Origin of the sequence: Mycolicibacterium agri (genome assembly GCF_002553505.1) — a bacterium.
Classification (GTDB): Bacteria; Actinomycetota; Actinomycetes; order Mycobacteriales; family Mycobacteriaceae; genus Mycobacterium; species Mycobacterium agri.
On the sequence record NZ_PDCP01000004.1, the window covers coordinates 128,249 to 154,831 of the forward strand.

Annotated in this window: 4 protein-coding genes; all 4 read right to left on the reverse strand. The window is 69.0% G+C overall.

Translation table 11 applies throughout. The annotated features are described in order from the left end of the window. Positions 1–8: 8 nt before the first annotated feature. From CQY20_RS03960 to CQY20_RS03975, 4 genes are read right to left on the reverse strand one after another with little or no spacing between them, the layout of a single operon-like run. Complete coding sequence (locus CQY20_RS03960; protein WP_097938399.1) at positions 9–22,670, reverse strand: non-ribosomal peptide synthase/polyketide synthase; 22,662 nt, start codon at positions 22,668–22,670, stop codon at positions 9–11. Next, on the reverse strand, positions 22,670–24,451 hold the full coding sequence (locus CQY20_RS03965; protein ID WP_097938348.1) for an ABC transporter ATP-binding protein: 1,782 nt from the start codon (positions 24,449–24,451) through the stop codon (positions 22,670–22,672). The genes CQY20_RS03960 and CQY20_RS03965 overlap by 1 nt, the downstream gene beginning before the upstream one ends. Positions 24,452–24,510: 59 nt before the next feature. Continuing rightward, positions 24,511–26,262, reverse strand: a complete 1,752-nt coding sequence (locus tag CQY20_RS03970) for an ABC transporter ATP-binding protein (RefSeq protein WP_097938349.1) — start codon at positions 26,260–26,262, stop codon at positions 24,511–24,513. Continuing rightward, a complete protein-coding gene (locus tag CQY20_RS03975) occupies positions 26,259–26,507 on the reverse strand; it encodes an MbtH family protein (RefSeq protein ID WP_097938350.1) in 249 nt (82 codons plus the stop codon). The genes CQY20_RS03970 and CQY20_RS03975 overlap by 4 nt, the downstream gene beginning before the upstream one ends. Between the last annotated feature and the right edge of the window lie 76 nt (positions 26,508–26,583).

A 26,583-nucleotide genomic window follows, 5' to 3' on the forward strand; every position in this document is an offset into this window, starting at 1 on the left:
TTCCTCACTCAGAGCAGCTCGGCCGCGATGAGCGGGCCGAGCTGCTCGAGTGTTTCAGCGTCCATCAGCTCGGAATGGCGGCACGGTAGCGGTACCACCCGCAGCGTGCCGCCGATGTGGTCGTGCCAGCCGTCTGACGCCACGTCCGTGAAATCCATCTCGGGCACGGTGGCATCGACGAAGAAGACGTCGCCCTCGTAGCGGCCGTAGTCTGCGCGGGCCGTCAATCGCTCTGCGGCGACGTAGTTCTCGATCACCTGCCCGATCCGGGCCTCGTCGAGGATCGCTATCGCGTCACCGCTGTCGCGCACCAACTCGACCGCTTCGGCAATCGATACCGTGGCATCGGGGTCGACGGGATAGCCCATCTCGCGCAGCAGGCCGACCAGCAGCATATCCGACGCAAGATCGGTGTCGGCCTGAAAACGGGCGTCGTTGCGGGTGTCGAGCATCCCGACGAACGTCACCGCGCGGCCACGGCTGGTGAGTTCTTGGGCCATCAGCAGCGCCAGCGAGCCACCGAAGGACCAGCCGAGCAGCCGGATCGGACCGCTGGGCGCCAACTCGACGACGAGATCGGCATAGGCGGCGGCCAGTTCGGCGAGGCTGTCGGGCAGTTCACCGGTCGTGAACAACGGTGACTGCAGGCCGTAGATCGGAATATGTTGTGGCAGATACCGTTTGAGCCCGGCGAATTGCCAGCTCAGCCCGCTGGCCGGGGGTAGGCAGAATAGCGGAGGCGCCCACCCGGTCGGCCGCAGCGGCAACACCTGCGCCAGACTGTCCGCGCTGCCGTCGCCTGCGCACGTCAACCGCTCAGCGATGTCGGCGACCGTCGGCGCCAGCATCAGATCACCGACCGCCAGATCGACGTCGAACTCGCGCCGAATCGCTGCCGCCAGCCGCACCAGCAGCAGCGAATGCCCGCCCAGCGCGAAGAAGTCGGCGTCGATGCTGGCGACCTCGGTGCCGAGGATTTCGGTGAAGAGCCCGCACAGGTGGCGATGCAGATCGGTGGTCGGGGCACGCCCGGTGTACTCGATCTGCGGGTCCGGCAACGCCTTGCGGTCGAGCTTGCCGCTCGGGCTGAGCGGGTAGGCGGCGAGTTCGACGAAAGCGGAGGGAACCATGTGCAGGGGCAGGGCGGCCGCCGCGTGTGCGCGTAGCGACTCGGCGGTCGACGCGTCGGTCGGGCCGTCGGCCACGTAGTAGGCAATGAGCCGGTCCGAGCGCACCACGACGCGGGCCGAGGCGACAGCGGGATGGCTGCCAAGAACCGTTTCGATCTCGGCGGGTTCTATCCGCACGCCGCGCAGCTTGATCTGATCATCGACGCGGCCGAGGTATTCGAGTTGATTGTCGGTGCGCCACCGCACGATATCGCCGGTGCGATACATCCGGGTGCCGTCGCCGAACGGGTTGGCCACGAAGCTGTGTGCGGTCATCGCGCTGCGGTGCAGGTAGCCGTCGGCCAGCTGGACCCCGGCCAGGTACAGCTCGCCGGGTGCGCCCTGCGGGACGGGGTTGAGGTAGTTGTCAAGGACGTAGGCCTCGACGTTCCAACCCGGTAGGCCAAGCGCGACGGGTCCGCCGTCGGCGGTCCAGCCGAGCACGTCGACGGAGGCTTCGGTGGGCCCGTAGAGGTTGTGCAGCGGAACCGGCAGCGTCGCGGCGAAGCGACGCGCGAGGTCGGTGGGCAGTGCCTCGCCGCCCACGGTGACCCGTGTCAGCGATGTGGCTTGTGCCGACCGTGGTTCGTCGAGGAAGAGCTCGAGCATCGAGGGCACGAAGTCGACGGCTGTGACGTTGTGCGCCGCAATGGTTTCGACTATATACGCCGGGTCGCGGTGTCCGCCGGGCCGGGCCAGCACCAACGTCGCTCCGACGCTGAGCGGCCAGAAGACCTCCCACACCGAGGTGTCGAAGCTGATCGGTGTCTTGACCAGCATGCGGTCGGCGCCGCTCAGCGGGTAGGCGTGCTGCAACCACGCGATGCGGTTCACGATGCCCGCGTGCGGCACCGCCACTCCCTTGGGCCGCCCGGTGGAGCCAGACGTATAGAGCACGTACGCCCAGCCCGCGGGATCGATGTCGGGCAGGCTCGCCGCGGCCTCGTCGTCGCGGGCGGCGCGCACCTGCGCCAGGTCGTCGAGCACCACGGCGGGTTGGGCGTCGTCGACCATGTAGGCCAGCCGCTCGGACGGGTAGTCGGGGTCGAGCGCCAGGAAGGCTGCGCCGGATTTGACGACCGCGACCAGTGCGACGATCAACTCCACTGACCGCGGCAGCGACACGCCGACGATGCCGCAGGCACCCGCGCCGCCCGCGACGAGTCGCGCGGCCAACCGGTTCGACCAGCCGTCGAGTTCGGCATAGGTCACTTCTGTGCTGTCGAACACCACAGCGACCGCGTCCGGGGTGGACGCGGCCTGGCGAGACACCAGGTCGGCCAACGAAATCGGCTCGAGGTCGACGCTGGTGTCGTTGCGCGCTGACAGCAGCTCGTCGCGTTCACCGCCGAACAGGACGTCGACGGCGCCGATCGGTGCGGTGGGATCGGCCGCAACCCGGTCCAGCAGCGTGACAAGGCGCAGCGCCAGCGTCCGCACCGTGTGTTCGTCGAAGAGGTCGCTGTTGAACTCCGCCATGACGGTGGACAGACCGGCGCCCTTTTCGTCGATCAGGGTGAAGCCGAGGTCGAACATCGCTGCGGTGACGGGCGGTTCGGACCACTCGGTGGGCAGCCCGAACATCGTGTCGTCACCGTCGTCGCGCAGGTGGTAGCCGACGAAGACGTTGAACAGGGGATTGCGGCCGGCGACCCGCGGCGGGTTGAGGGCTTCGACGAGGCGGTCGAACGGCAGGTCCTGATGCGCAAAGGCAGCCAGATCGGCGGTGCGCACTCGGGCCAGCAGCTCATCGAATGACGGATTACCCGCCAGGTCGACTCGCAGCACGAGCGTGTTGACGAAGAACCCGACCAACTCGCTAAGCGCCGCCTCGTCGCGACCCGCGACCGGCGTGCCGACCACGACGTCGTCGCCGGCGCCGACCCGGTGCAACAGCACCGCCACCGCCGCGTGCAGCAGCATGAGTGCGCTGACCTGGCGGCTGGTGGCCAGATCATGCAGCGCCGCAGCGGTTTTCGGCGGCAGCTCCACGTGCAGTGTGCCGCCCGCGCCGCTGGGTTTCGGAGGCCGAGGCCGATCGGTCGGCAATGTCATCTCGTCGGGGGCCTCGGCCAGTGTGTCGCGCCAGAACTGCAGCTGCGCATCGCCGACCGCGGCGAGTAGTTCGCCCTGCCACAGCGCGTAGTCGGCGTACTGCACCGGCAGGGCAGGCAATGCCACGTCTTCGCCGGCCACTCGCGATCGGTAGGCGGTGTCGAGGTCGCTCAACAACGGTGTGTCCGACCATTCGTCGGTCGCGATGTGGTGCAGCAGGATCACGACGGTGTGATCGTCGGGTGCGGTCCGAAACACGGTGACCCGCAGCGGGATTTGTGTCGACAGGTCGAAGCGGGCGGTCACCGCGGCACCGACGGCGCGGCTGCGCTGGGCTTCGGGAACTGCGGTGACCGATACCGGGGGCCGCGTGGTCGGTGGCAGGATCCGTTGGAAGAAGCCCTGATCATCTTCGCCGAAGACCGTGCGCAACGACTCGTGCCTGTCGACGACGTCGGTCAACGCCTGCTCGAACGCGTCGACGTCGAACGCGCCGGTCACCCGGAAGACCAGCGGGTAGTTGTAAGCCGAGCCGGTGTCGCCGATCCGCTCGAGGATGAGAAGCCGCTCCTGGGCCGGCGACGCGGGGATGCGGTCGGGCCGCTGCGCCGCGACGAGTTGGGGCCGTGACGCCGGGGTGGGTTCGACGGATTCGACCCGCCGGGCGAGCGCTTCGACGGTGCGCGCATTGAACACGTCGCCAAGGGACAGTTCGACCTCGAGTGTCGCGCGCACGCGGCTGATCAACCTGATGGTGGACAGCGAGTGGCCGCCGAGGTCGAAGAAGTCGTCGTCGACACCGACGTCATCGACGCCGAGAACCTCGCCGAACAGGCCGCACAGCGTGCGCTCGACCGCCGATTGCGGTGCGCGGCTCGGGTGCGCGCGGCCGCTTGGCGCCACGTCGGGCAGCGCCCGCACATTCAACTTGCCGTTGTCGGTCAACGGCAAGGTGTCCAGTGTGGCCATGGCGGTGGGGATCATGTATGTCGGCAGCGTGGCCTTCAGGTGTGCGCGCACCTCCGCGAGCACCTCGGCCGACCGCCCCGGCGAGGGCACCACGTAGCCGACGAGTCGATGTGAGCCCGGCGTGTCGGGGTCGGGCCGGGCGATCACGGCGGCCTGCGCGACGCCGTCGTGTGCGGCCATCGCGGCCTGGATGTCGCCGAGTTCGACGCGATAGCCTCGGATCTTGACCTGATCGTCGGTGCGGCCGAGGAACTCGATGTTGCCGTCGAGGCGGCGGAGCACCAGATCGCCGGTGCGGTACATCCGCCCGGGCTCGAAGGGATTGGCGACGAAGCGGGAGGCGGTCAGCGCCGGCTGGCCGAGGTATCCGCGCGCCAGGCCGGCCCCCGCGATGTACAACTCGCCTGCGACGCCGGCGGGAACCGGCCGCAGCCACGCATCGAGGATGTGCGCCCTGGTGTTCCATATCGGCCTGCCCACAGTGGGGGTGGCGCTGTCGTCGGTGCCGCCGCCGAGCGTGTTGATGGTGTACTCGGTGGGCCCGTAGAGGTTGTACCCGTACCAACCCTGACCGTCGCGCAGCCGGCTCCACACCGTTGCAGAGACCGCCTCCCCGCCGAGCAGAACCAACACCGGCGGGTGACGCCGCGGGTCCAGCAGCCCCTCATCGAACAGCAACGCCGCGTACGTCGGCGTCACGTTGATCACGTCGATGCGGTGCTCGTGGCAGTACGCGACCAGAGCCGTTGCGTCCCTGCGTAACTGCTCGTCGCAGATGTGCACCTCGTGGCCCTCGATCAGCCACAGCAGCTCCTCCCACGACATGTCGAAGGAGAACGACACCGTGTGGGCGATCCGCAGCCTGCGGCCGCCCGCCTTGGCGATCGCGGGGGCGAAGATCGACTCCCGGTGGTTGAGGTGCATGTTGGTCAGGCCGCGGTGCGGCGTGATGACGCCCTTGGGCCTTCCGGTCGACCCGGACGTGTAGATCACGTAGGCCGGGTCGTCGAGGCCGGGGGAGTAGCCGTCCCACTCCGGGCTCATCGTCGCCAGTGACGCGGCGACCTCGGCGTAGTCGAGCGCGATGACGGGGCAGTCCGCGGTCATCACACCCGCGATGCGGTCCGCGGTGTCGGTCGTCGCCAGCACACACACCGGCCGCGCGTCGTCGAGCATGACGGCCAGCCGCTCGTCGGGGTAGTCCAATTCCAACGGCAGGTAGGCAGCGCCGGCGCGCAGCACCGCGAACAGCGCCACGACGGTGTCGATCGATCGCGGAATGGCCAGCGCCACGGTGTTTTCCGGGCCGATGCCGCGCTGACGCAGCAGCCAGGCCAGCCGGTTCACCCTGCTCTGCAGTTCGAGATAGTCGATTCGCTGGTCGCCACACACCATCGCCGTGACCGCAGCGGACTCGGCGGTGCGCTCGGCCAGCAGGTCCATCACCGTGGCGTCGGGAATGCCGTGGGATGTGGCTTCGGCCAGAGCGTCGCGTGCTCGGCGCTCGTCGGGAAGGGCGAGCGGAACGCCCGCCAACGGCGCGTTCGCGGTTTCGGTTTCGCCGATGAACAGCAGCAGCTGGCGCAGCCGGTCCAGTAGCCGCTGAGCGTATCCGCGCTCGACGACGTCGGGTCGGTACTCCAGCTTGACCCACAGCCGACGCCCCGGCGACGCGACCCAGGTCAGCGGATAGTGTGAGGCGTCAATCGAATCGTGGCCGACGATGCCGTGTTCGGACTCCATGTCGGTGAACGTGTCGTCGTCGAGGAAGTTCTGCAGCACATAGAGGCTGTCGAATAACGGGCCGCCTCCCGACAGGGCGGCGTTGTCGCCGTTGGCCGCGGCCGCAGCGCGAGCGATGTCGCCGAGCCCGATGTACTCGTGGTCCATCAGGCCGAGTCGGTCCGACTGCACCGTGCGCATGGTGTCGGCCAGTGTGCGGTCCGGATCGAGCCGCACCCGGGTGGGCACCGTGTTGAGGAAAAGGCCGATGACCGAGTCGATGCCGTCGACGTCGGTGGGGCGGCCCGCCACCGTCGACCCGAAAACGACGTCGGCGCTGCCTGTTTCGTAGGCCAGCACCATGGCCAGTGCGGTGCTGATCATCGCGTTGAGGGTGAGTCCGCTGCGGCGGGCGCACGCCGTGAGCGCGCTGGACTCCTCGGCCGTCAGCGTGAACTCGAGGCGCAACGCCAGCGTCGGCGCCGTGCCGACCGCGTCGGGCACCAACAGGGTCGGCCCCGCCAGGTTCGCCAGCGCATTCGCCCACGCCTTGGTGGACGCGTCGCGGTCCCGCGTCTGCAGCCAGCGCAGGTAGTCGGTGAAGTCCGCGACGGGCTGCGGCAGCGGAACCTCGGTGCAGCCGCGTCGGGCCGCCGCATACGCCGCGAACACCTCGCGCAGCAGCTGTTCACGCGACCATCCGTCGAGCAACAGGAAGTGGTAGCTGAAGATCAGCCGGTCGTGAACGCCTGTGCGGATCACCGTTATTCGCGCCAGCGGCGCGGCGTCCAACGCGAAGGTGCGAAGCCTGTCGGCGGAAGTGATCTGTTCGATGCGTTGCGCCACCGTCTCGGTCGCTAGCCCGGTCAGGTCGACGATCTCGGGCTCCCACACCGGGTCGGCGACAATGGCGGCTACCGGCTGCGGGAGATCATCGGCGAGGAAGATCGACCGCAACACCGGATTACGCCGCATCACCGCCGAATACGCGCTGCGCAGCGCGGCCGCGTCGATCGGCTCGGCGAAGTCGAAGACGTTCTGCACGATGTAGACCGCCGCCGTGGCGTAGCGGGCCTGGAAGTACACGCCCTCCTGCAGCGGCGACAACGGCCAGATCGCCTCGATCGGCACTTCGGCGACCGCGGTGATGTGGTCGATCTGAGCCTGCGACAGGTGCACCAGATCGACATCAGATGGGGTCAACGCACCCGCGCGGGGCGATTCCGTGTCGGCGACGGCGCCACCGAATTCGCGCAGCGCGTCGGCCCAGTGGTCGCCGAGATCGCTGACGTCCTCGGCGCTCAGGTCGCCGTCGGCGTAGGTGAGCGTGGCGCGCAGCACCGGACCATTGGCGGTCTCATCGCAGATCGCGTTGACCTCCAGCAAGTATGGGGTGGCGAGGTCTGGATTGGGACCGGTGCGCAATGCTTTCACCTCGGGCGCTGAATCCCAGTCGTCGGCGCCGTCGGCGACCCACCGGCCGAGGTAGTTGAACAACAGCTGGGGATTGGGCAGCCGGCCCAGCGCGGCCGCCGTGCGCGGGTTGCAGTACCGCAGCTGACCAAAGCCGAGCCCGCCGTCGGGGGCCGCGCGCAGCCGCTCCTTGACCTCCTTGAGGACCGCGATCGGATCCTCGACATCGGTGGCGGGCAACCGCACCGGTGCGATCGACGTGAACCAGCCGACCGTCCGCGACAGGTCGAACGCGTCGCCCCAGCCGTCGCGCCCGTGCCGCTCCAGGTCGAGCACCAACGGCGCGTCGGCCGCCGCTCCGCACGCGACGCGCCACCGGCGGATCGCCAAATACAGTGCAGCGACCAATGTTTCGGTGACATCAGCGTTCGCGGCGGCGGGCACCGTCGTCAACAGCGGAACCGTCTCGGCCGGCGTCAACCGCACCTCGTGGTCGCGCGTCTGCCCGACGGTGAGCGTGACGACGTTGGCGCCGGGGTCCAGCTCGCCCCCGGGAGCCAACACCGACGCCCAGTGCTCGAACTCCGCCAGTCTCGCTGCCTGCTGGGCGTTTTCGCTGACCGCGCGCGCGTACGTGCGGATCGAGGTCGGAACCGGGGGCAGTGTTGGGTGGTGGCCCGCCTGCACGGCACGGCATGCCTCGGCGAGGTCGTCGATGAGAATCCGCCAGGACACGCCGTCGACGGCCAGATGGTGTACGACCAACAGCAGCCGGCCCTGACGGTCGGGGCCGAGATCGAACCAGACGGCGGCAACGACCGTCCCCTCGGCGGGGTTCAGTCGGTCGGCCGCCGCGTCGGACTCGGCGGCGATCGTCTCCCGCAGCTGGTCGTCGTCGAGCCCGTGCGCATCGACGCGCAGTATCGAAACCGGTGCGGCCGCTGTCGTTTCCAGCGACCACAGCGCCGGCGCGTGGCGATGCAGGCGCAGCCGCAGCGCGTCGTGCCGCGCGATCACCGCGTTGACCGCCGCCTCGAGCTGGTTGACGGTCACGCCGACGGGCGTGCGAAGCAACTCGGCCTGGTTGAATCTGTCGACGGTGCCGCCGAGTTCGGCGAGCCGATGCACGATCGGCGTCAGCATCACTTCGCCGAGGTCCGGTCCGGCGTCGTCGTCGGCGGCTGCGGCCGTCCCCTCGCACGCTTCGGCGAGCGCGGCCGGTGTGCGGTGGACGAACACCTGCTGCGGTGTGATGCGCACGCCGTGTCGCCGAGCGCGGTTGACCAGCTGGATCGCGACGATGCTGTCGCCGCCCACAGTGAAGAAGTCATCGTCGACGCCGACGTCGGCGGCAAGGATTTCGCTGCACAGAGCCGCCAGTAGCGATGCGGTATCGCGGGATTGGGTCGTCGGCCCCGATACCGTAGCGCCGGCTTGCGGGGGCGAAGGCAACGCCGCCCGGTCGAGCTTGCCGTTGGTGGTCAGCGGTAGCGCATCGACTTCGACGAACGCGGCGGGCACCATGTAGTCGGGCAACCGTTCGGCGAGACGGGCCCGGGCCTGCCCCACGTCGAACGTGGGGTTCGCGACGACATATCCGATCAGCCTGCTGCGACCGTGATCGTCGGACCGCACGGCCGCGGCGGCGTTGGACACCTGCGGCAGCGCGGCCAGGGCCGCCTCCACTTCGCCGAGTTCGATCCGGAATCCGCGCAGTTTGACCTGTTGGTCGGAGCGACCGACGTAAACCAGGTCGCCGTCCTCGGTCCACATCGCGGTGTCCCCGCTGCGGTACAACCTCTCGCCGGCACCGTCGAACGGGTTGGCGACGAACCGGCTCGCGGTCAGCCCTGGCCTACTCACATAGCCGCGCGCCAGCTGCCCGCCGGAGATGTACAGCTCACCGACCACCCCGATCGGAACCGGCTGAAGGCTGCTGTCCAGCAGGTGAATCCGCAGTCCGGGGATGGCTCCGCCGATCACGCTTGCCGCGCTGCGCGTTTCGGCCGCATAGATGGGGCGGTGCGAGACGTGCACACAGGTTTCGGTGATGCCGTACATGTTGACCAGCCGCGGCGACGACCTGTGCCGGTCGAACCAGTCGGCGAGCCTGCGGACGTCGAGCGCCTCACCGCCGAAGATCACGTACCGCAGGGCAAGCTCGCGGCGGGCTCGTCGATCCGCCTCGATCAGCGGATAGAACGCCGACGGGGTCTGGTTGAGTACCGTGACCCGCTCTGTGGCCAGCAAGTCGATGAACAGATCCGGGTCGAGTATCGCGTGTTGTTCGACGACGACGAGGCGCCCGCCGTGCAGCAGCGGCCCCCACAGCTCCCACACCGAGAAGTCGAACGCCGCGGAGTGGAACATCGTCCACACGTCGTCGGGCCCGAAGTCGTAGACCTCGGCGGCGGCCTGGAATAGCGCTCCCACGTTGCGATGCGACACCGCAACGCCTTTCGGCACCCCTGTCGAACCGGAGGTGTAGATGATGTAGGCGGCGTGGTCGGCGGTCAGCCCCGTGGCGGGCAGCGGTGTCGCCGGCTTGCGCCTTGCCGCATCGGTGAGCACCACGACGGGAATGCCGGCGTCGTCGAGCCGGTCCGGCCGGTCGGTGAGCACACACACCGGTTCCGAGTCGGCGACGATGTGGCGCAATCGCTGTGCGGGCGAGTCGATGTCGAGGGGAACGTATGTGCCGCCGGCCTTGATGACGGCCAGCAGCGCGACGATCAGGTTCGCCGACCGCGGCACTGCGACCGCCACCCGCGACTCCGGCCGCACGCCGCGGTCGATCAGTGTCGCCGCCACTGCGGCGGCGCGGGCGTCGAGTTCGGCGTACGTCAGGCGCTTGTCCCCACAGCTGACGGCGACCGCATCCGGCCAGCGTTCGGCCGCCGCACCGAACGCGTCGGCGAGCGTACGATCCGGGCCCCGCCGCGACGTTGTCGACGCAGACAGCGCGCGTTCGGCTTCGGTGCGCAGGTCGATCCGGCCGACGGGCGTGTCGGGAACCTCGGCGAAGGCCGCCAGAATCCGTTCGACGTGTTCGGCGTACCGCTGCGCCTGCGGTTCGGTCACCACTGCGGCGTCGTATTTGATTTCGACGGTCAGCGAATTGTCGAGGTAGGCGACCAGCGACACCGGATAGTGCGGCGAATCGGTGCCGCTGAACCCGCGGAATTCCAAGGCGGACGTGTTATTTCGGCCAGACGACGGGAGCTTCGGGAAGTTTTCGACGACGACGATCGTGTCGAACAGCTCCCGTATCCCGGTCATCCGCGACAGTTCCGTCAACCCGATGTGCTGCGCGTCGAGCAGCGCGCTCTGCCGCTCCTGCAGATCGACCAGCGCCGCAGCGATCGTGGTGTCCGGTTCCCATGACATGGGCACGGGAATGGTGTTGATGAGCAGCCCGACGATTGAGTCGGTGCCCTCGAGTGTGCCGCCACGTCCGGACACGGTGGATCCGAAGACGACTTGTCGGCGGTCGAGCAGTCGCCCGAGAAGCACGCCCCACGCACCGTGCAGTGCGGTGCTGACCGTGATTCCGCGATCCCTGGCTGCTGCGGTGACCGCGTGGGTGAGGTCGGGGGAGAGTCGCCGCACCGTGCTGCGGTGCTCACCGACAGTGTGGCGGTTGGTGGGAACCAGCGTGGTCGCTTCTACGCCGACAAGGGCGGCCGACCATGCGTCGCGGGCGGCGGCGTGGTCGGCTGCGGCCACGGTCTCGATGTGATCGCGCAAACTGACGGCGACCGGAGCGGGTTTCGGGCCAACGCCGATGCGGGAGTTGTAGTTGGCGACGACGTCGCCGAAGATCACCGGGTAGGACCAGCCGTCGGCGATGATGTGATGCATCGTCTGAATCAGTCGGTGCTCGGTCGCGCTCAGGCTCACCAGCGTGTACCGCACCAACGGTGGCCGCGCAAGGTCGAACGGCCGCGACAGCGCCTCGGCGGCAACAGTTCCCACTTGCGTCTCGTCGCCATCGATGTGGTCGAACTCGACGGGCACGTCGGACCAGATCACCTGTGCGAGGGTGCCGTCGGCTAGTTCACGGAATCCGGCCCGCAGCGCTTGATGCCGGTGGATGACCGCGGCGACGCTGTCGCGCAACCCATCCGGATTCAGCGGGCCGACGAGTTCGGCGATCTGCTGAATGCGGTAGGTGTCCTGATAGCCGTCAAGTTCCCGTCCGTATGCATTGTGGAAGTACATCCCCTGCTGCAGGGGCAGCAGCGGCAACACGTCGTCGACCGGGGCCGTCTGCTCCCATTCGTCGATGTCGTCCTGGGTGACCGAGACGAGCGGAAAGTCTGACGGGGTATGCCCGGTCAACGCATCGCATCTGGTCAAGGCGGTCAGCGCGGCGATCCACAGCGCGGCCAGGTCGGCGATGTCGTCGGCGTCGAGCAGGCCGCCCGGCCAGCCCAGCGTGATGGCCAGTTCGGTGCCGTCCGGTCCGTCTTCGGCGATGGCGTTGATCTCCAGGGCCACCGCGGGGTTGGCCGGGTCAACGCCCTCGCGGAGCGCGCCGATGCCAGGCACGGGCTGCCAATCTCTGCCGTTGCCGCCGGCGAACCGGCCCAAATAGTTGAACAGGATCTGCGGCGCGGGCCCCAGGCTGGGGGCCGACTGGTCGACATACCGGAGCACGCCGTAGCCCAAGCCGCGGTTGGGCACTGCACGCAATTGCTCTTTGACCGCCTTCGCCGCGGTTGCCAGCCGGCGGCCGGCGGCGAGAACGTCGATCCACGGCACCGGCCCAGGGTCGACCCTGACCGGATAGATCGCGGTGAACCAGCCGACGGTGCGGGACAGGTCGAGATCGCCCGGCGCGACATCGGGTTCGCGGCCATGTCCCTCGACGTTCACCACCGCTGCGGTGCCCTGGTCCTGCCCGCGATTGGCACGCCACTTCGCCAGCGCCAACGAGAACGCGGTGAGCAGCACATCGTTCACGCCGCCGTGGATCGCCGCAGGCACCGAGGACAGCAGCGCCGAACTGACATCGGGGTGCAACGAGACACGGTGCGTGCGAACGGTTTCCGCGACATCCACAGCCGGGTCGAGCGGACGGCGGCCCAGGTCGGGGTCAGGGGTGCTCAGCACCTCGGTCCAGTACGGCACCTCGGCGTCGAATCGAGCTGTGGCGATCGCGTTCGACCAGGTGCGGAACGAGGTCGGGACCTCGTCGAGTTCGACCGGCCTGCCCCCGGCGATGTCCTGCCAGGCCCGCGCGAGGTCTTCGCCGATGATGCGCCAGGACACCCCGTCGATCACGACGTGGTGGATCACCAGCAGCAACTGGCCCGGCGCGCCCGGTGTGTCATACCAGTGCGCGCGCACCATGACGCCGTGTTCAGGTGCGAGTTCGGCGGCCGCGGCCGCAGTGGCGGTGACGACGTCGGACGCGGACAGTGCGCCCTCGCGCCGCGACACCAACGCCGATGTGGGGACCCGGGATTGGGGCACGGTGAGACTCCAGCCCTCATCACCCATGTCGAGCCGGGCGCGCAGCATCGCGTGGGTCGCGAGCAAGGCTTCGAGGACGCGCTCCAGCTGGTCGAGGGTGATCCCGGCCGGTGTGGACAGCACCATCGACTGATAGAAGTTCGACAGTGGTGTGCGCGCCTGCACCGTCTCGGCCAGCATCGGCGTCGGCGTGATCGCCCCTACGCCGGTGTCGGGCTCGTGAACCGTTGGTCGCGAATCGGTTTCAGCCGCCGCGGCCATCGCTGCGATCGTGCGGCGCCGGAAGACCTCGCGCGGGGTCAGGATCAGCCCGGCCTTGCGCGCCCGACCGCAGACGGTGATCGACGAGATGCTGTCTCCGCCCAGCGCGAAGAAGTCGTCGTCGACGCCGATGCCGTCCACGCCGAGCACCGCCGACACCACCTCAAGCAACCTCGCCTCACGCTCCGTGCGCGGGGCGCGACTCGCGCCGCCGGTGACGGCCAGCGGCTCGGGTAGCGCTGCGACGTCGAGCTTTCCGTTGATCGTCAGCGGCAGGTCGGCCACGACGCCGTAGCGGGTGGGCACCATGTAGTCGGGCAGCGCGGCGGCGAGGTGGTCGCGCAGACCGGCGACAAAGTCCGACGTCTCGGCCGGCTCGGTGGTGGGAACGACGTAGGCGGTAAGCGACTTCACCGCGGGGGCCTCGGGATTCGGCTGGCTGGATCGGACCACCACGGCGCAGCGCGCCACCCCGTCGGCCGCCGCGAGCACCGATTCGATCTCGCCGAGTTCGACGCGGTAACCGCGGATCTTTACCTGGTCGTCGGCGCGACCGAGGAAGTCCAGATGCCCGTCCGGTCGGCGGCGCACCAGATCACCCGTGCGGTACATGCGCTGGCCGGGCCGATACGGGTCGGCGACCATCGTGGCCGCGGTGGTGCCTGCTCGGCGGTGGTAGCCGCGGGCCAGGCCGACGCCCGCGATGTAGAGCTCCCCGACCGCTCCGTCGGGGACCGGACGCAGCGCAGCGTCGAAGATGTAGCCTCGGGTGTTCCAGATCGGTCGCCCCACAGTCGGTGTGGAGCTGTCGTCGGTACCGCCGCCCAGGGTGTTGATCGTGTACTCGGTCGGCCCGTACAGGTTGTAGCCGGCGCAGGCAGGATGGGCGCGCAGAACGGACCAGACGCGGTCGCCTACGGCTTCCCCGCCCAGCAGTACCAGTGCGGGCGGGTGTTGCCCTGCGTCGCCGCCGAGAAGCCCGGCGTCGAGAAGGTGGTGGGCGTAGGTCGGCGTCACGTTGATGACGTCGATCAGGTGCCGGTGGCAGTAGGCGACAAGGGCCAGCGCGTCGCGGCGCAAGTCCTCGTCGCAGATGTGCACCCGGTGGCCTTCGACGAGCCAGAAGAGTTCCTCCCACGACATGTCGAACGAGAACGACACTGTGTGGGCGACATTGAGCTGGCCGTCACGCCCGGCTCGGCGGACCCGTCGCACCGTCGGTTCGAAAATCGCTTCGCGGTGGTTGAAGTACATGTTGGTCAGGCCCGCGTAGCCGGTCAGCACACCCTTGGGGCGGCCCGTCGAACCGGACGTGTAGATCAGGTACGCGGGATGCGCCAATCGTTCAGCGCCAGCTGCGAATTCACCGAGCTCTTCCGCGGTGAGCGGATCGGTCGACACGTCCGCCAACGCCGCGGCCGTTGCGGCATCGTCGACCGACACCACGGTGGCGCCGCGTTCCTCGGCGAATGTCGAAAGCTCCGTTCGATCCGTGGTGGTCAGCAGCAGTACGGGCCGGGCATCGTCGACGATCGTGCGGAGCCGCTCGATCGGCAGGTCGAGCTCGAGCGGCAGATATGCCGCCCCGGCACGTAGCACGGCGAACAACGCGACCACCATCTCGATGGATCGCGGCATTGCCAACGCCACAAAGGTTTCGGGTTCAGCGCCGTGGCGCCGCAGATACCGCGCCAGCTGCGAGACGCGGTCATCGAACTCGCGGTAGGTCAGCGTTCGGTCGCCGAAGACGAGGGCAACGGCGTCGGGGGTGGACGCGGCTCGGCGAGCCAGCAGCTCGGCGATGGTGACCGGTTCCAGCGGCCGTTCCGTCGCACGCCACCGGTCTTCGAGCTCCTCGCGGCGTCGCGGCGGGATCAGATCGACGGAGCCGACGGCGCGATCCGGCCGCTCGGCCAGCGCATCGAGCACCGCCAGCAGTTGGTCGACCATCTCCCTGGCGCGCGCGTCGCCGATCACCCGGTGCTCGAGCTTGACGGTCAGCTCGCGGCCCGGGGTGAGCACCCACGTCAGCGGGAAATGGGTGGTGTCGTGGTAGTCCACGCCGACGATGCCGTGGGCGGCCTCTAGGTCGGTGAAGGTGTCGTCGTCGAGGAAGTTCTGCAGGACCAGCAGGGAGTCGAACAGCGCCAGGCCCGAGTCGCCTGCGGCGCGCTGGATCTGGCCCAGGCCGAGGTGGTCGTGGCGCATCATCGCGACCCGCTGCTCACCGACGGCCCGGATGGCATCCGACAGCGAACGCGTCGGCGACAGGTCGACGCGGACCGGCACCGTGTTGAGGAACAGGCCGATGGTCTCGTCGATGCCGACGAGTTCGCCAGGGCGGCCCGCCACCGTCGCGCCGATGACCACGTCGCTGCGGCCGGCGTGGAAACCGGTCACGGCCGAAACCGCAGTCGTCACTACGGCGTTTAAGGTCGTGCCGAGGTCGTTGGCTTGTGCGAGAAGTCGTTCGGTGGTGTGCGCCGGGACCTTCACCACGATGCGGCCGGGCTCACTGCCGGGGTCGGCGTCGGGGTGGCCGGGCTCGACACCGCTGGCCAGCGTCGGCCCGTCCACGCCGGCTAGCAGCTCACGCCACGCATCGGCGGCCTCGACCTCGCCGACCCTTGCCAGCCACTCCAAGTGCGCGACCACGAGGTCGCCGTGCGGCTCGACCGCACCCTGTGCGCCGCGAGCGTCGTACAGCGCGAAGAGCTCTCGCAGCACCAACTCCCGCGACCACCCGTCGAAGAGCAGGAAGTGATAGGTGAACAGGATTCGGTCGCGTCCGCCGGGCATGCGGAGGACGGTCAGCCGGAGCAGCGGTGGGGAGGTGACGTCGAACGGTGTGGCGCGGTCGGCGTCGGCGGTGCGTTGCGCCAACCGCGCGGCCTGCGACGGGTCCTGCTGCCCGGTGAGGTCGATGACCGTGATGTCGGACGGCGGGTCGGCGACCACCACCTGCACCAGCGCGGTGGCGTCGGCGACGGGTTCGGGTTCGGCGTGCTCGACGGTGTGGAAGCCCACCCGCAGTTGCGGGTGCCTGCGCAACAGCGCGGTGAAGGCCTGCGCCATCGCGTCGACATCGATGCGGCGAGCGAAGTCGAACGTGTTCTGCGCGATGTAGGTGGCTGGGGCGCTGCCGGCGTCAAGCGCGGTCTGGTAGTAGACGCCCTGCTGCAGCGGCGACATCGCCCAGATGTCCTCCACAGCAGCGGTTGACCGGATTCGGTCGATGGTGGCCTCCGACAGCCGCACCGTGCTGAACGGGACCAAGGGCCTGGCGGATTGGTCTGCGTCTGCCGGACGCGGTGCCGCCGCTGTGATGAGCGCCGCCAGTGCCACCGGCGTGCGGTTGCGGAACACGTCCTCGGTGGTGAGGTGGTAGCCCTTACGGGCGAGCCTGCTGGTGACCCGGATGGCGCCGACGCTGTCGCCGCCGAGCGCGAAGAAATCGGCGTCGGCGCTGACGGTGTCGCGGCCGAGCACAGCGGCCACCACCTCGACGACCGCGCGTTGCACATCGTCGGCGGGCGCGACGGCGGGCCGAGGCTTGTCATCGGCGTGCTTGACGAGCTCGATCAGCGCGGTGTTGTCCCGCTTTCCGTTGGGTAGCAGCGGAATCGCGTCGACCGCCCTGATCGAGGTGGGGAGCAGATGCCGCGGCAGCTCGTCGGCGAGGTCCGCCAAGACGGTGTCGGGTGCGGGCGCGTCGGGTTCGAGCACTACGGCGGCGGCGAGCGCGCAACCCGTGCCGAAGACGGCGGCATCGGACACGCCGGGTCGCCTGCGCAGCGCGGCCTCGACCTCACCGGGCTCGACACGGTTGCCGTTGATTTTCAGCTGGCTGTCGGCGCGGCCTGCGAACACGACGCGGCCATCCGGGAGCCGCGCGCCGAGATCGCCGGTGCGGAACATCCGATCGCCGTCGCCGGTGGCCACGAACCGTGTCGCCGTCTGGGCCGGCCGGCGCAGATATCCGCGCGCCAATTGCACGCCGCTGACATAGATTTCGCCGATCACGCCGTCAGGGACGTCGTTGAGGGTCCGGTCGAGGATGCGGATGCCCGCGCCGGGCACCGCCGTTCCGAGCGTCACGATGTCGTCGGGACCGTCGTGTTGTTGACCGGCGAGCACGTCGCCGGCCACCTCCGAGGAGCCGTACGAGTTGACGATGGCCGCACTCGGGCTGGCCGCGCGCAACGCCGCCAGGTGCGTGCGCTCGAGTGCCTCGCCGCTGACGATCCAGCGTTGCAGCGCGGCGACGGCGTCGGTGTGCTCGTCGGCCAGCGCCGCGGCCAGCGACGGCACCGCGAGCACCTGTTCCACCCGGTGGGATGCGATGATCTTCGCCAGGGCGGTCCCGTCGCGTGCAGCCTCGTCGTCGGCCAGCACCGTGCAGGCGCCCGCGGCCAGGCCCGCCAGCAACTCGGTGGTGCCGTCGATGAATGACAGTGAACTCTTGGCGAGCCGGGTCTGCGCGGGCCAGTCCGCGACCGCCCATGCCAGCCGGTTGGCAAGCGCGCCATGGGTTCCCACGACGGCCTTCGGCTCGCCGGTCGACCCCGAGGTGTACAGCACCGACACGGCGTCGAGCGGGCCGACCGCCACAGGCTCGAACTCAGCATCGCCCACGGTTTCGGCGGACACCATCGTCGTCTCGTCGGGAATGGCGCCTGCCAGCACGGCGCGGCCCGCGTCGTCGACGAGTGCGGCGCGGGGGCGGGCGTGGTCGAGCATGAACTCGATGCGCGCCCGTGGATAGGACAGGTCGACGGGCAGGTAGGCGGCGCCCGCGCAGATGATCGCCCAGATCGCCGGGACGAGATCGGCCGATCGAGATGTCGCAAGCGCGACGATGTCACCGCGCCGCACACCAGCGTCGACAAGTCGACGCGCCAAAACACTTGCGCGCGAGTCAATGTCGCCGAACGTCAATGCGGAGTCGCCGGTCACGAGAGCGGCGTCGTCGCGGTGCGCGGCGATCGCGTCCGCGATCAGGTGGGTGACCGTCGACGTCCCGGCCCCGGGCGGGGGAGGGGTGGCGCCCGCAAGCGCGATGGTTCCGATCGGCGCGGCCGGATCGGCGATCAAGGCGTTCACCACATCGGTGAACGCGTGCGCGACCACGTCGGCGAAGGCATCGGAGACCTGGGCGCGGTCGTTGGTAACGGTCACCGTGACGGTGTCCTTGACGGCGATCATCACGGTCACCGCATAGTGCGGTGCCTCGACGACCGAGATGTCGCCGAGCCTCAGGTCGCCTTGGGCATGGGTTGCTGCGCCCAGGTTCTCGATGACGACCAGCGAGTCGAACAGCTCTGCGACGCCGGCGATTCGGTGGGCATCTTGCAGCGGCAGATGGTGGTGTTCGACAAGGTCAGACTCGACACGGGCCAGTGCGCCCGCGACGGCCACCGCGTTGTCGTTCGGCGACCATGTGACCCGAACCGGGACGGTGTTGACCAATAGTCCCACCATCGTCTCGATGCCGTCGACGTCGCCGCCGCGTCCGGACACCACGGTGCCGAACACGACGTCGTCGCTGCCGGTGAGCCGGCCGAGCGTGAGTCCCCATGCTGTGTGCAGCAGTGTTCCAACCGTGACCGACGCCGTGCTCGCTGCCGCCGCTACGGCCGCCCTCGACGGCAACGTCGCGGTGCGGCTGCCGAATCCGCGCCCTTGCGCGACGGCGCTCGTACCGTCTGCCGCGGCGATCCGCGTCGGCTCGGCGATGCCGTCGAGTACACGCGCCCAAGCGGCCCGATCGGCTGAATCGTCACGTACACCGAGCCAGTCGACGAACTGGGCGAATTGCGGTGCGGGCCCGTCGAAGTCGGAACCCGCATACGCGGTCAGCAGATCGTCGAGCACGATGGGCACCGACCAGCCGTCGGCCACGATGTGGTGCACGGTCTGGATCAGCGTGTGCCGGTCGGGGTGGTGTCGAACCAGGGTGTAGCGGGTGAGCGGCTGGGCGGCGAGGTTGAAGCGGCGGTTGCGTTCCCAGGCCGCCCGTTGCGCCACGACGACGGCCGGATCGTCACGATCGTCGTCGACGACATCGAAGTCGGGTGCAACCGGTGTCGCGTGCACGGCGACGGGTGTGCCATCGGCCAGTGTGGTGAACGCCGCCGACAGCGCGTGGTGGCGGGCCACCACTGTCTCGGTGGCGCGCTGGAAGCGGTCGACGTCCAGCGGGCCGGTGATGTCAACGATCTGTTGCACGACGTAGGGGTCGTGTCCTCGGCTGAACGTGGAATGGAAATAGATGCCCTGCTGGGTCGGGGTGAGGGGGACGACGTCGCTCAGGCCCGGGTAGCGCGACTCGAGTTCGGCGACGTCGTCGGCGGTCAGTCGCACACGGGGGAAGTCGCAGACACTGTGCCCGCTGACCGCGGTACTGCCCGCGATCGACGTCAGCAGTTCGGTCCAGCGCCGTGCGATGGCGGCGACGTCAGCTTCCGATATCGCCGACGACGGCCAGCTGAAGGTCGCGCGCAGGACGGTGCCCGTGCCGGTGTTGACGGCTTCGGCGTTGATTTCGATCAGCCGGGGCAGCGGCATCCCCTGGTCGCGGTCCTCCAGCACCGCCACTTCGCCGGTCCCGTCGTCGGCGAATGCCCACGGCCGCTCGGAGGTGTCGAAGCGGCCGAGGTAGTTGAACAGCACCTGAGGCTGGGCGACGAGGCTGTCGTCCTGTGCGCGCAGGTATCTCAGCGCACCGTAGCTGAGCCCGTGCGACGGGACCGCCCGCAGCTGGTCCTTGATCGACCGCACCGCCGCGCCCAGCGCCTGACCGCCGGATAGCGCTGCGCGCCAATTGAACTCACGGTCATGCAACGCTACCGGGTACAGCGTGGTGAACCACCCGACGGTTGCTGACAGGTCTGTGCCGCCGACCCCGTCGCCCTCGCGGCCGTGGCCCTCGATCTCGACCAGCAGGGTCGGCGCGTCGGCGCCGCGATCGGCGCGCCATACCCGCAACGCCAGGTACAGCGCGGCCACCATCGCATCGTTGACGTGGCCGTGGATCCGATCGGGCACCGCAGTCAGGACCGCGTCAGCGACGTCTGCAGGCAGCTGCACCGTCAGCCGGGCCTCCGAGGCGACCGTGTCACGCTCCGAATCGAGTTCCCGGTCTCCCCACGGTGTTTCACGTATCGCGCAGACGTCTCGCCAGTACTCGAGGTCGTCGTCGAATGCGCCGCCTGCGGCCGCGTCGGCCAGTTGTCGCGCCCATGACCGCCACGATGTCGGCGCAGGCGGAAGTTCGGCCGCCATCCCCGACGTCAGCATCCGGTGCGCGTCGGCCAGGTCCTCGGCGATGATGCGCAGCGACACCCCGTCGATGACGATGTGGTGCGCGATCACCAGCAGCCGACCCGGCCCGTCGGACGCGCGGCGCCAACCGAACGCGACCATCACCCCGGCGTCGGGATCAAGCATCGCGACCAGATCGTCGCGCAGCCGTGACAGGGGAGTCGTGGAATCGCAGACGCGCAGCGCGACGTCGGGGGCGTGGTCGGGGATGACGAGCTCGGCCGCGCCGCCGCGCGTCGACGCCCACAGGACGTGGTGGCGGGCCACCACTGCCCGCAACGCGGCGCGCAGCGTGTCCTCGTCGAGATCTGCGGGGGTCACCAGCGCCATACCCTGGTAGAAGCCGTTGAGCACGGAGCCCGCCTCGCCGACCTCGTCAAGCCAGCGCAGGATCGGGGTGGCCGCGGCCGCGCCGACGGGCTCGATTGCGGCGGCTGGTGTTTCGGCCTGTCCTTCGGTCAGCAATGGGGCGAGCGCCGAGACGGTGCGATGAGCGAACATGTCGCGGGGGCGCAGCGCGTAGCCCTTGGCGCGCACGCGGCTGACCACACGGATCGCGACGATGCTGTCGCCGCCGAGTGCGAAGAAGTCTTCGTCGACGCCGACCTCGTCGAGGTCGAGCGCCTCGGCGAACGCCCGGCACAACACGTGCTCGCGGGGCGTGCGTGGCGGGCTCACCTGCCGATCGACGACCTCGGGCGCGGGCAGCGAGCGGCGGTCGATCTTGCCGTTCGCCGTCAACGGCACCCGGTCGAGTGCGACGAACAGGGTCGGCACCATGTACTCGGGCAGCCTGGTGCGGCACCAGTCGGCGATGTCGCGATGCGTGGCGGCGTCGTTCGGTGTGGCGTCGGCGGTGACGACGTAGCAGACCAGATGCTCACCGCCGCCTTGCCGGTGCACGTCCACGACGGCCTGCCGCACCGCGGGATGCTCGGCGAGCTGTGACTCGATCTCTTCCAGTTCGATGCGCCTGCCGCGGATCTTGACCTGGTTGTCGGCGCGGCCGAGGAACTCCAGTGACTCGTCCTGAGTCCAGCGGGCCAGATCGCCCGTGCGGTACATGCGAGAGCCGTTGCCGTCGAACGGGTTCGCCACGAACCGCGAAGCGGTCAGCCCGGGGGCGTTGATATACCCGCGGCCCAGGAGAAAGCCCGCGGCGTAGAGTTCGCCCCCGACGCCAGGCGGCACCGGCCGCATGTCCTCGTCGAGCACGTACAGCTGCGTGTGCGGGTTCGGCCGGCCGATCGAGGTCGCGATCCGCTCCGCGGAGTCGCGATAGATCACGTGGGACACGCCGATCGTGGCTTCGGCGGGGCCGTAGCCGTGGTACAGCGTGGTGGACAGCTGGCGGCGGAACCGGCTGAACAGGCTCGGGGTGAGCACCTCGCCGCCGCACCACACGTGTCGCAGCGAGCGCAGCGCACTCGGCGCTCCGGAAGTGACTGCGACGCGGTCGAGTTCGAGCAGGGTGTCCAGCATCGACGACACCAGGTAGACGAACGTCACCCGCTGCGTGCGGATCAGCTCGAGCAGGTACTCGGGATCTTTTTCGCCGTCGGGTTCGGCCACCACTACCCGGCCTCCGCTCACCAGCGGCAGCAGGATCTCGTTGACCGAGATGTCGAACGACAGCGGAGCCTTGAACAGCGAGGCGTCGTCGCCTGTGAAGAGGAGCACGTGATCGCGTTGCCACAGCAGGCGCTCGGCGATGGCCTCGTGGCGGATCATCGCGCCCTTGGGTTTGCCCGTCGATCCCGACGTGAAGATGACGTACGCCAGCTGGCCGGGCATCACGTTGACGGCGGGCGGATGCGTGGATGCGTCGGCGTACCGCCAGTCGTCGAGATCGACCGCCAGAGTGTCGACACCCCAGTCGGATTCGTCGCTCGGTGCGACGAAAGCCGCGCTCATACCCGCGTCGGCGAGCACCTGGCGTCGGCGGTGGGCCGGCCAACTCGGATCCAGCGGGACGAACGCGGTGCCCGCCATCATCGCGGCCAGCACACAGACGACCATCTCCGCCGAGCGCGGCACACCGACCGCCACCACCGACTCAGCGGGAAAGCTCCTGTCGCACAGGGTGTTCGCAAGCTGGGCCACGCGCTCGCTGAGCTCGCGATAGGTGAGAGTGCGGCCGTTGTGCACCACGGCCACTGCGTCCGGTGTCGCCACGGCTTGGGCGGCGAACAGCGCCGGAACGGTCGAGGTCTGATCGGGTGTCGAGTGGTTGTTCCACTCGTCCAACAGGTCTTCGATGTCCGGTGAGTGCGTTGTCATCAGTTGTGCATGCTCCAAGCTCGCCACAGCCGCGCGTAGCGGCCTTCACGCGCAACCAGTTCGGAATGGGTGCCGCGTTCCACGATGCGGCCGTTGTCCATCACCGCGACCATGTCGGCCGTCGCGGCCTGGGTGAGGCGGTGGGCCACGACGAGAGTCGTGCGGCCCTTGGTCGCCGCGGCCGCAGCGGCCTCCAGTTCGGCGGCGTGTGCGCTGCCCGCCTCGGCGGTCGCCTCGTCGAGCACGACGACCTTCGGGTCGGCGAGCACGAGCCGCGCCATCGCGATGTGCTGGGCCTGCGCCGCCGTCAGCGCGACACCCTGTTCGCCGACGAGCGTGTGCAACCCGTCCTCGAGGCTCTTCACCCACGCGCCCGCGCCGACCCGGTCCAGCGCCGCCCAGATCTCGTCCTCCCCGGCGTCCGGCGCGACGAGGCGCAGGTCGTCGATCAGCGGCCCGGAGAAGACGTGCACCTCCTGGGTGATGGTGGCGACCCACTGCCGCAACGACTTCGGGTCGATTTCGCCGACCGGGACATCCCCGATGCGGGTCTGGCCGTTGGTCGGGGTCAGCAGACCCGCCACGATCGCGGCCAACGTGGTCTTGCCCGTGCCGGTGGTGCCCACGAGCGCACACCGGGTACCCGCCGGGATCGACAGCGAGACGTCGTGCAGCACTGCGGGTCCCGAACCGTACGCGAACGAGACCCGGTCCACCTTGACATCGGAGTTGGCCGGAACCGGTGCCGTGCCGGGCGCGATGTCGACGTCGGCAGCTGTGCGCATGTCGACGATCCCCACCAGCCGCGCCAGGCTGGCCGCGGCCGACTGGATCTCGTCGAAGTCGTACATCAGCATGCCGATCGGGTTGAACAGCCGGTGAAACATCAACGCCGCGGCGGTCGTCTGCCCGACGGTGACCTGGCCCGTGCGCACCAGCAGAAAGCCCGCCACCAGAATGGCTGTCAACCCGATGAATTCGGCGCGATTCACCCGGCCCACCAGGCGGGTGAACAACGTGAACACCGCGATCGAGATGTCGCGGGCACGCGCCGATGCGCGCTCGATGTCGGCGATGTGCCGCTCGTGCATCTCGTAGGCGTCGATGGTCCGTGCGCCCTGTATCGACTCCACCGTGACCTGCGCGCGCTCGGCGATCGCCACCCGCTCGTCGGCGTACATCGGCGCCGACCGCGGCAGGTACCACCACAGCCCCGCGGCATAGGCCGGAACGCACAGCGCACCGGCCAGCCCGAGCCGCCAGTCCAGGCTCGTCATGCCCGCGAGCGCAACGACACCGAGGAAGAACGCGTTGAGCATGTCCGGCAGGACCTGGTTCACAGCCTTCGCGACCGTGGCCACGTCCGTCCCGACCCGGGAGAGCAGGTCCCCTCTGCCGCTCTCCTCGATGGTCGTCGCGGGAAGATTCAGTGCCCGCGCCAGCACCTCCTCACGAAGGTCGGCGACCGTGTGCTCGCCGAGTCGCGTGATGAGATAGCCCGACAGCCCGGTGCCCAGTCCACCGGCGAGCGCCGTTGCGCCGATCAGAACGGCAAGCCCCACAAGGCCGCTGACCGTGCTGCCGTCGCGGACATGGTCGATCAGGTTGCCCAGCAGGTAGATCGGCGCCGTCGCGGCTGCCGCCGCAGCGATGCCGACGAGCACCGCCGCCGTCGTCGCCGCCGGACGCTCGCGTAGCGCCGATGTCAGCCATCTGCCCGACCGGGCCGCCGTGGCGACCGGCAGCACGGTCGGCGCAATGGGCGCTTCCTCAACACTCATGGTGCCCTCTGCTCTTCGCGCAAGCGCTCATCGGTGCCCTCTGCTCTTCGCGCAAGCGCTCATCGCGCCACCAACTCGCGGTACTCTGCGCGGCCTTCGACCAGATCCCGATGCGTGCCTTCGCTGTGGATACGCCCGTCCCTCACCAGCACGACTCGGTCGGCCGCGGCCAGCAGCGCGGGACTGCTGGTGATGACGACGGTGGTGCGCCCCCGCGCGGTGCGAAGCGCTCGGATGCCATCGGCGATGGCCTGTTCGGTGACGGCATCGACGGCCGTCGTCGGATCGTGCAACACCAGCACATCCGGGTCAGCCACCAAAGCCCGTGCCAAAGTCCAGCGTTGGCGCTGGCCGCCGGAAAGGCTGGCACCGCGTTCGGCGACCGGATGGTCAAGACCGTCGGCGTGCAGGGCGACGACGTCGACCGCACACGACGCGGCAAGCGCGTCTTGTACCGCGTCGGTGTCCGGTGCAGAATCACCATCTGTGACAACAAGATTCGACCGCAGTGTGCCGCTGAACAACGCGCTGTGGTGGTGCTCGACGAGCAGAACCGAACGCCGCTGGCCGTGCGGGATCTCGCCGATCGTGCGACCGCTGACGTGAATAGTGCCTGTGGTGTCGGGTGATTCACCGCTGCGCACTTCGCCGGAGAGTAGGTCGATCAACGCCGACGCCTCGCGGGCATCGGCGGTGAGCACCGCCAGGAACTCACCCGGCCGCACCTGAAGCGACAGCCCGTCGATCCCCGAGTGCACGGCGTCGCGGATCGTCAGGGTGCCCGGTTCCGCGTCACCACGAGCGGCCGCAGCGATCTGCGCGCGATGACGGGTACCTGCGTTCAGCACGTTGGCAACCCGGTTCGCCGACGCACGTGCCTCGGCCACCCAGCTCGGCACGATCGCCAGCAGTGAGAACGGTTCGATGAGGAATTGCGCCAACCCGATCACGGTGATCAGCTCGCCGACCGAAAGGCCGCCCCGAATCGCGAAGTAGGCGGCCGCCACCGCGACGGCCATCGCGGCCATCGCACCGGCAGCGGCAGCGGCGCCTGCGTGCATGCTCTGCAGGCGCGCGGCGTGCAGCGTGGCACCAAGCGAGCGCCGGCTCGCGACGCGATAACGAGCGGCGGCATTGGCCTGCGCGCCGATTCCCTGCAATGGACGGTGCCCGCTGATGAGATCTGTTGCCAGCGCTGACGTTCGGCCGATCGCAGCCTGTTGATTCTCGACGCGCTTAGCGATCAACGGGGCCGTCAATTGCAGGCCCGCCACCACGACGGGAATGCCGATCAACACCATCAGGCCCAACGGCACATCGATCGTCAGCAGAATCGCACCGCAGGCGACCGTGCCGACGACCGCGCCCGCGACGCGGGGCACATAGTCGAGCAGATACGACGTCTCATCGGCGTCAGTCGACGAAATCGACAGCAGCTCACCGGATTTGTACTCGGTTCGGATGCCCAGCGGGTCGAGGATCTTCCTGCCCAGCTCGACACGCAGGAGATGCGATTCGCGGGCGATCGCGAACATCAACAGCCGTGCACCGATGCGGTAGACGGTTGTCAGCACGACGAACAGCGCGGCGAGGGCGCCGAGGAAGCCGATGATCGCCGGGACGCTGCCGGTGGCTACCGCGCGATCGACGATGACACCGATGAGCACCGGAACGGAAACCTCACACAGCTGGTGCAGGCAGATCAGGGCGGTGCCCGACGCCAGCCACCGAACGTTGCGGCTGACGGTGCGGCGCAGCACACCGAAGCCGGTCCAGGCGTCGGTGGCCGGATTGGACTCGGGCGCCGTCACGCCGATAGGGTCGCGTCGGTGGTCTCCCGAATCATCCGCTCACGCAGCGACTTCGGCCGCATATCCGTCCAGTTCTCCTCGACGTATCGCAGCGCGCTGTCGCGATCCGTACCGTCCGGGTCGCCGAAAACGACCGTCCAACCTGTGGGCACAGCGGCGAACGAGGGCCACAGCGAGTACTGCTCCTCGTCGTTGACGAGCACAAGGAAACGCCCGGTCTCGTCGTCGAACGGATTATTGGACATGGTGCCCCCTCCCTGGCGCAAACCGGATCCCCGTACGATCGGTCGGCATGTTATCAAAGGTTAGGCTAACCAATGT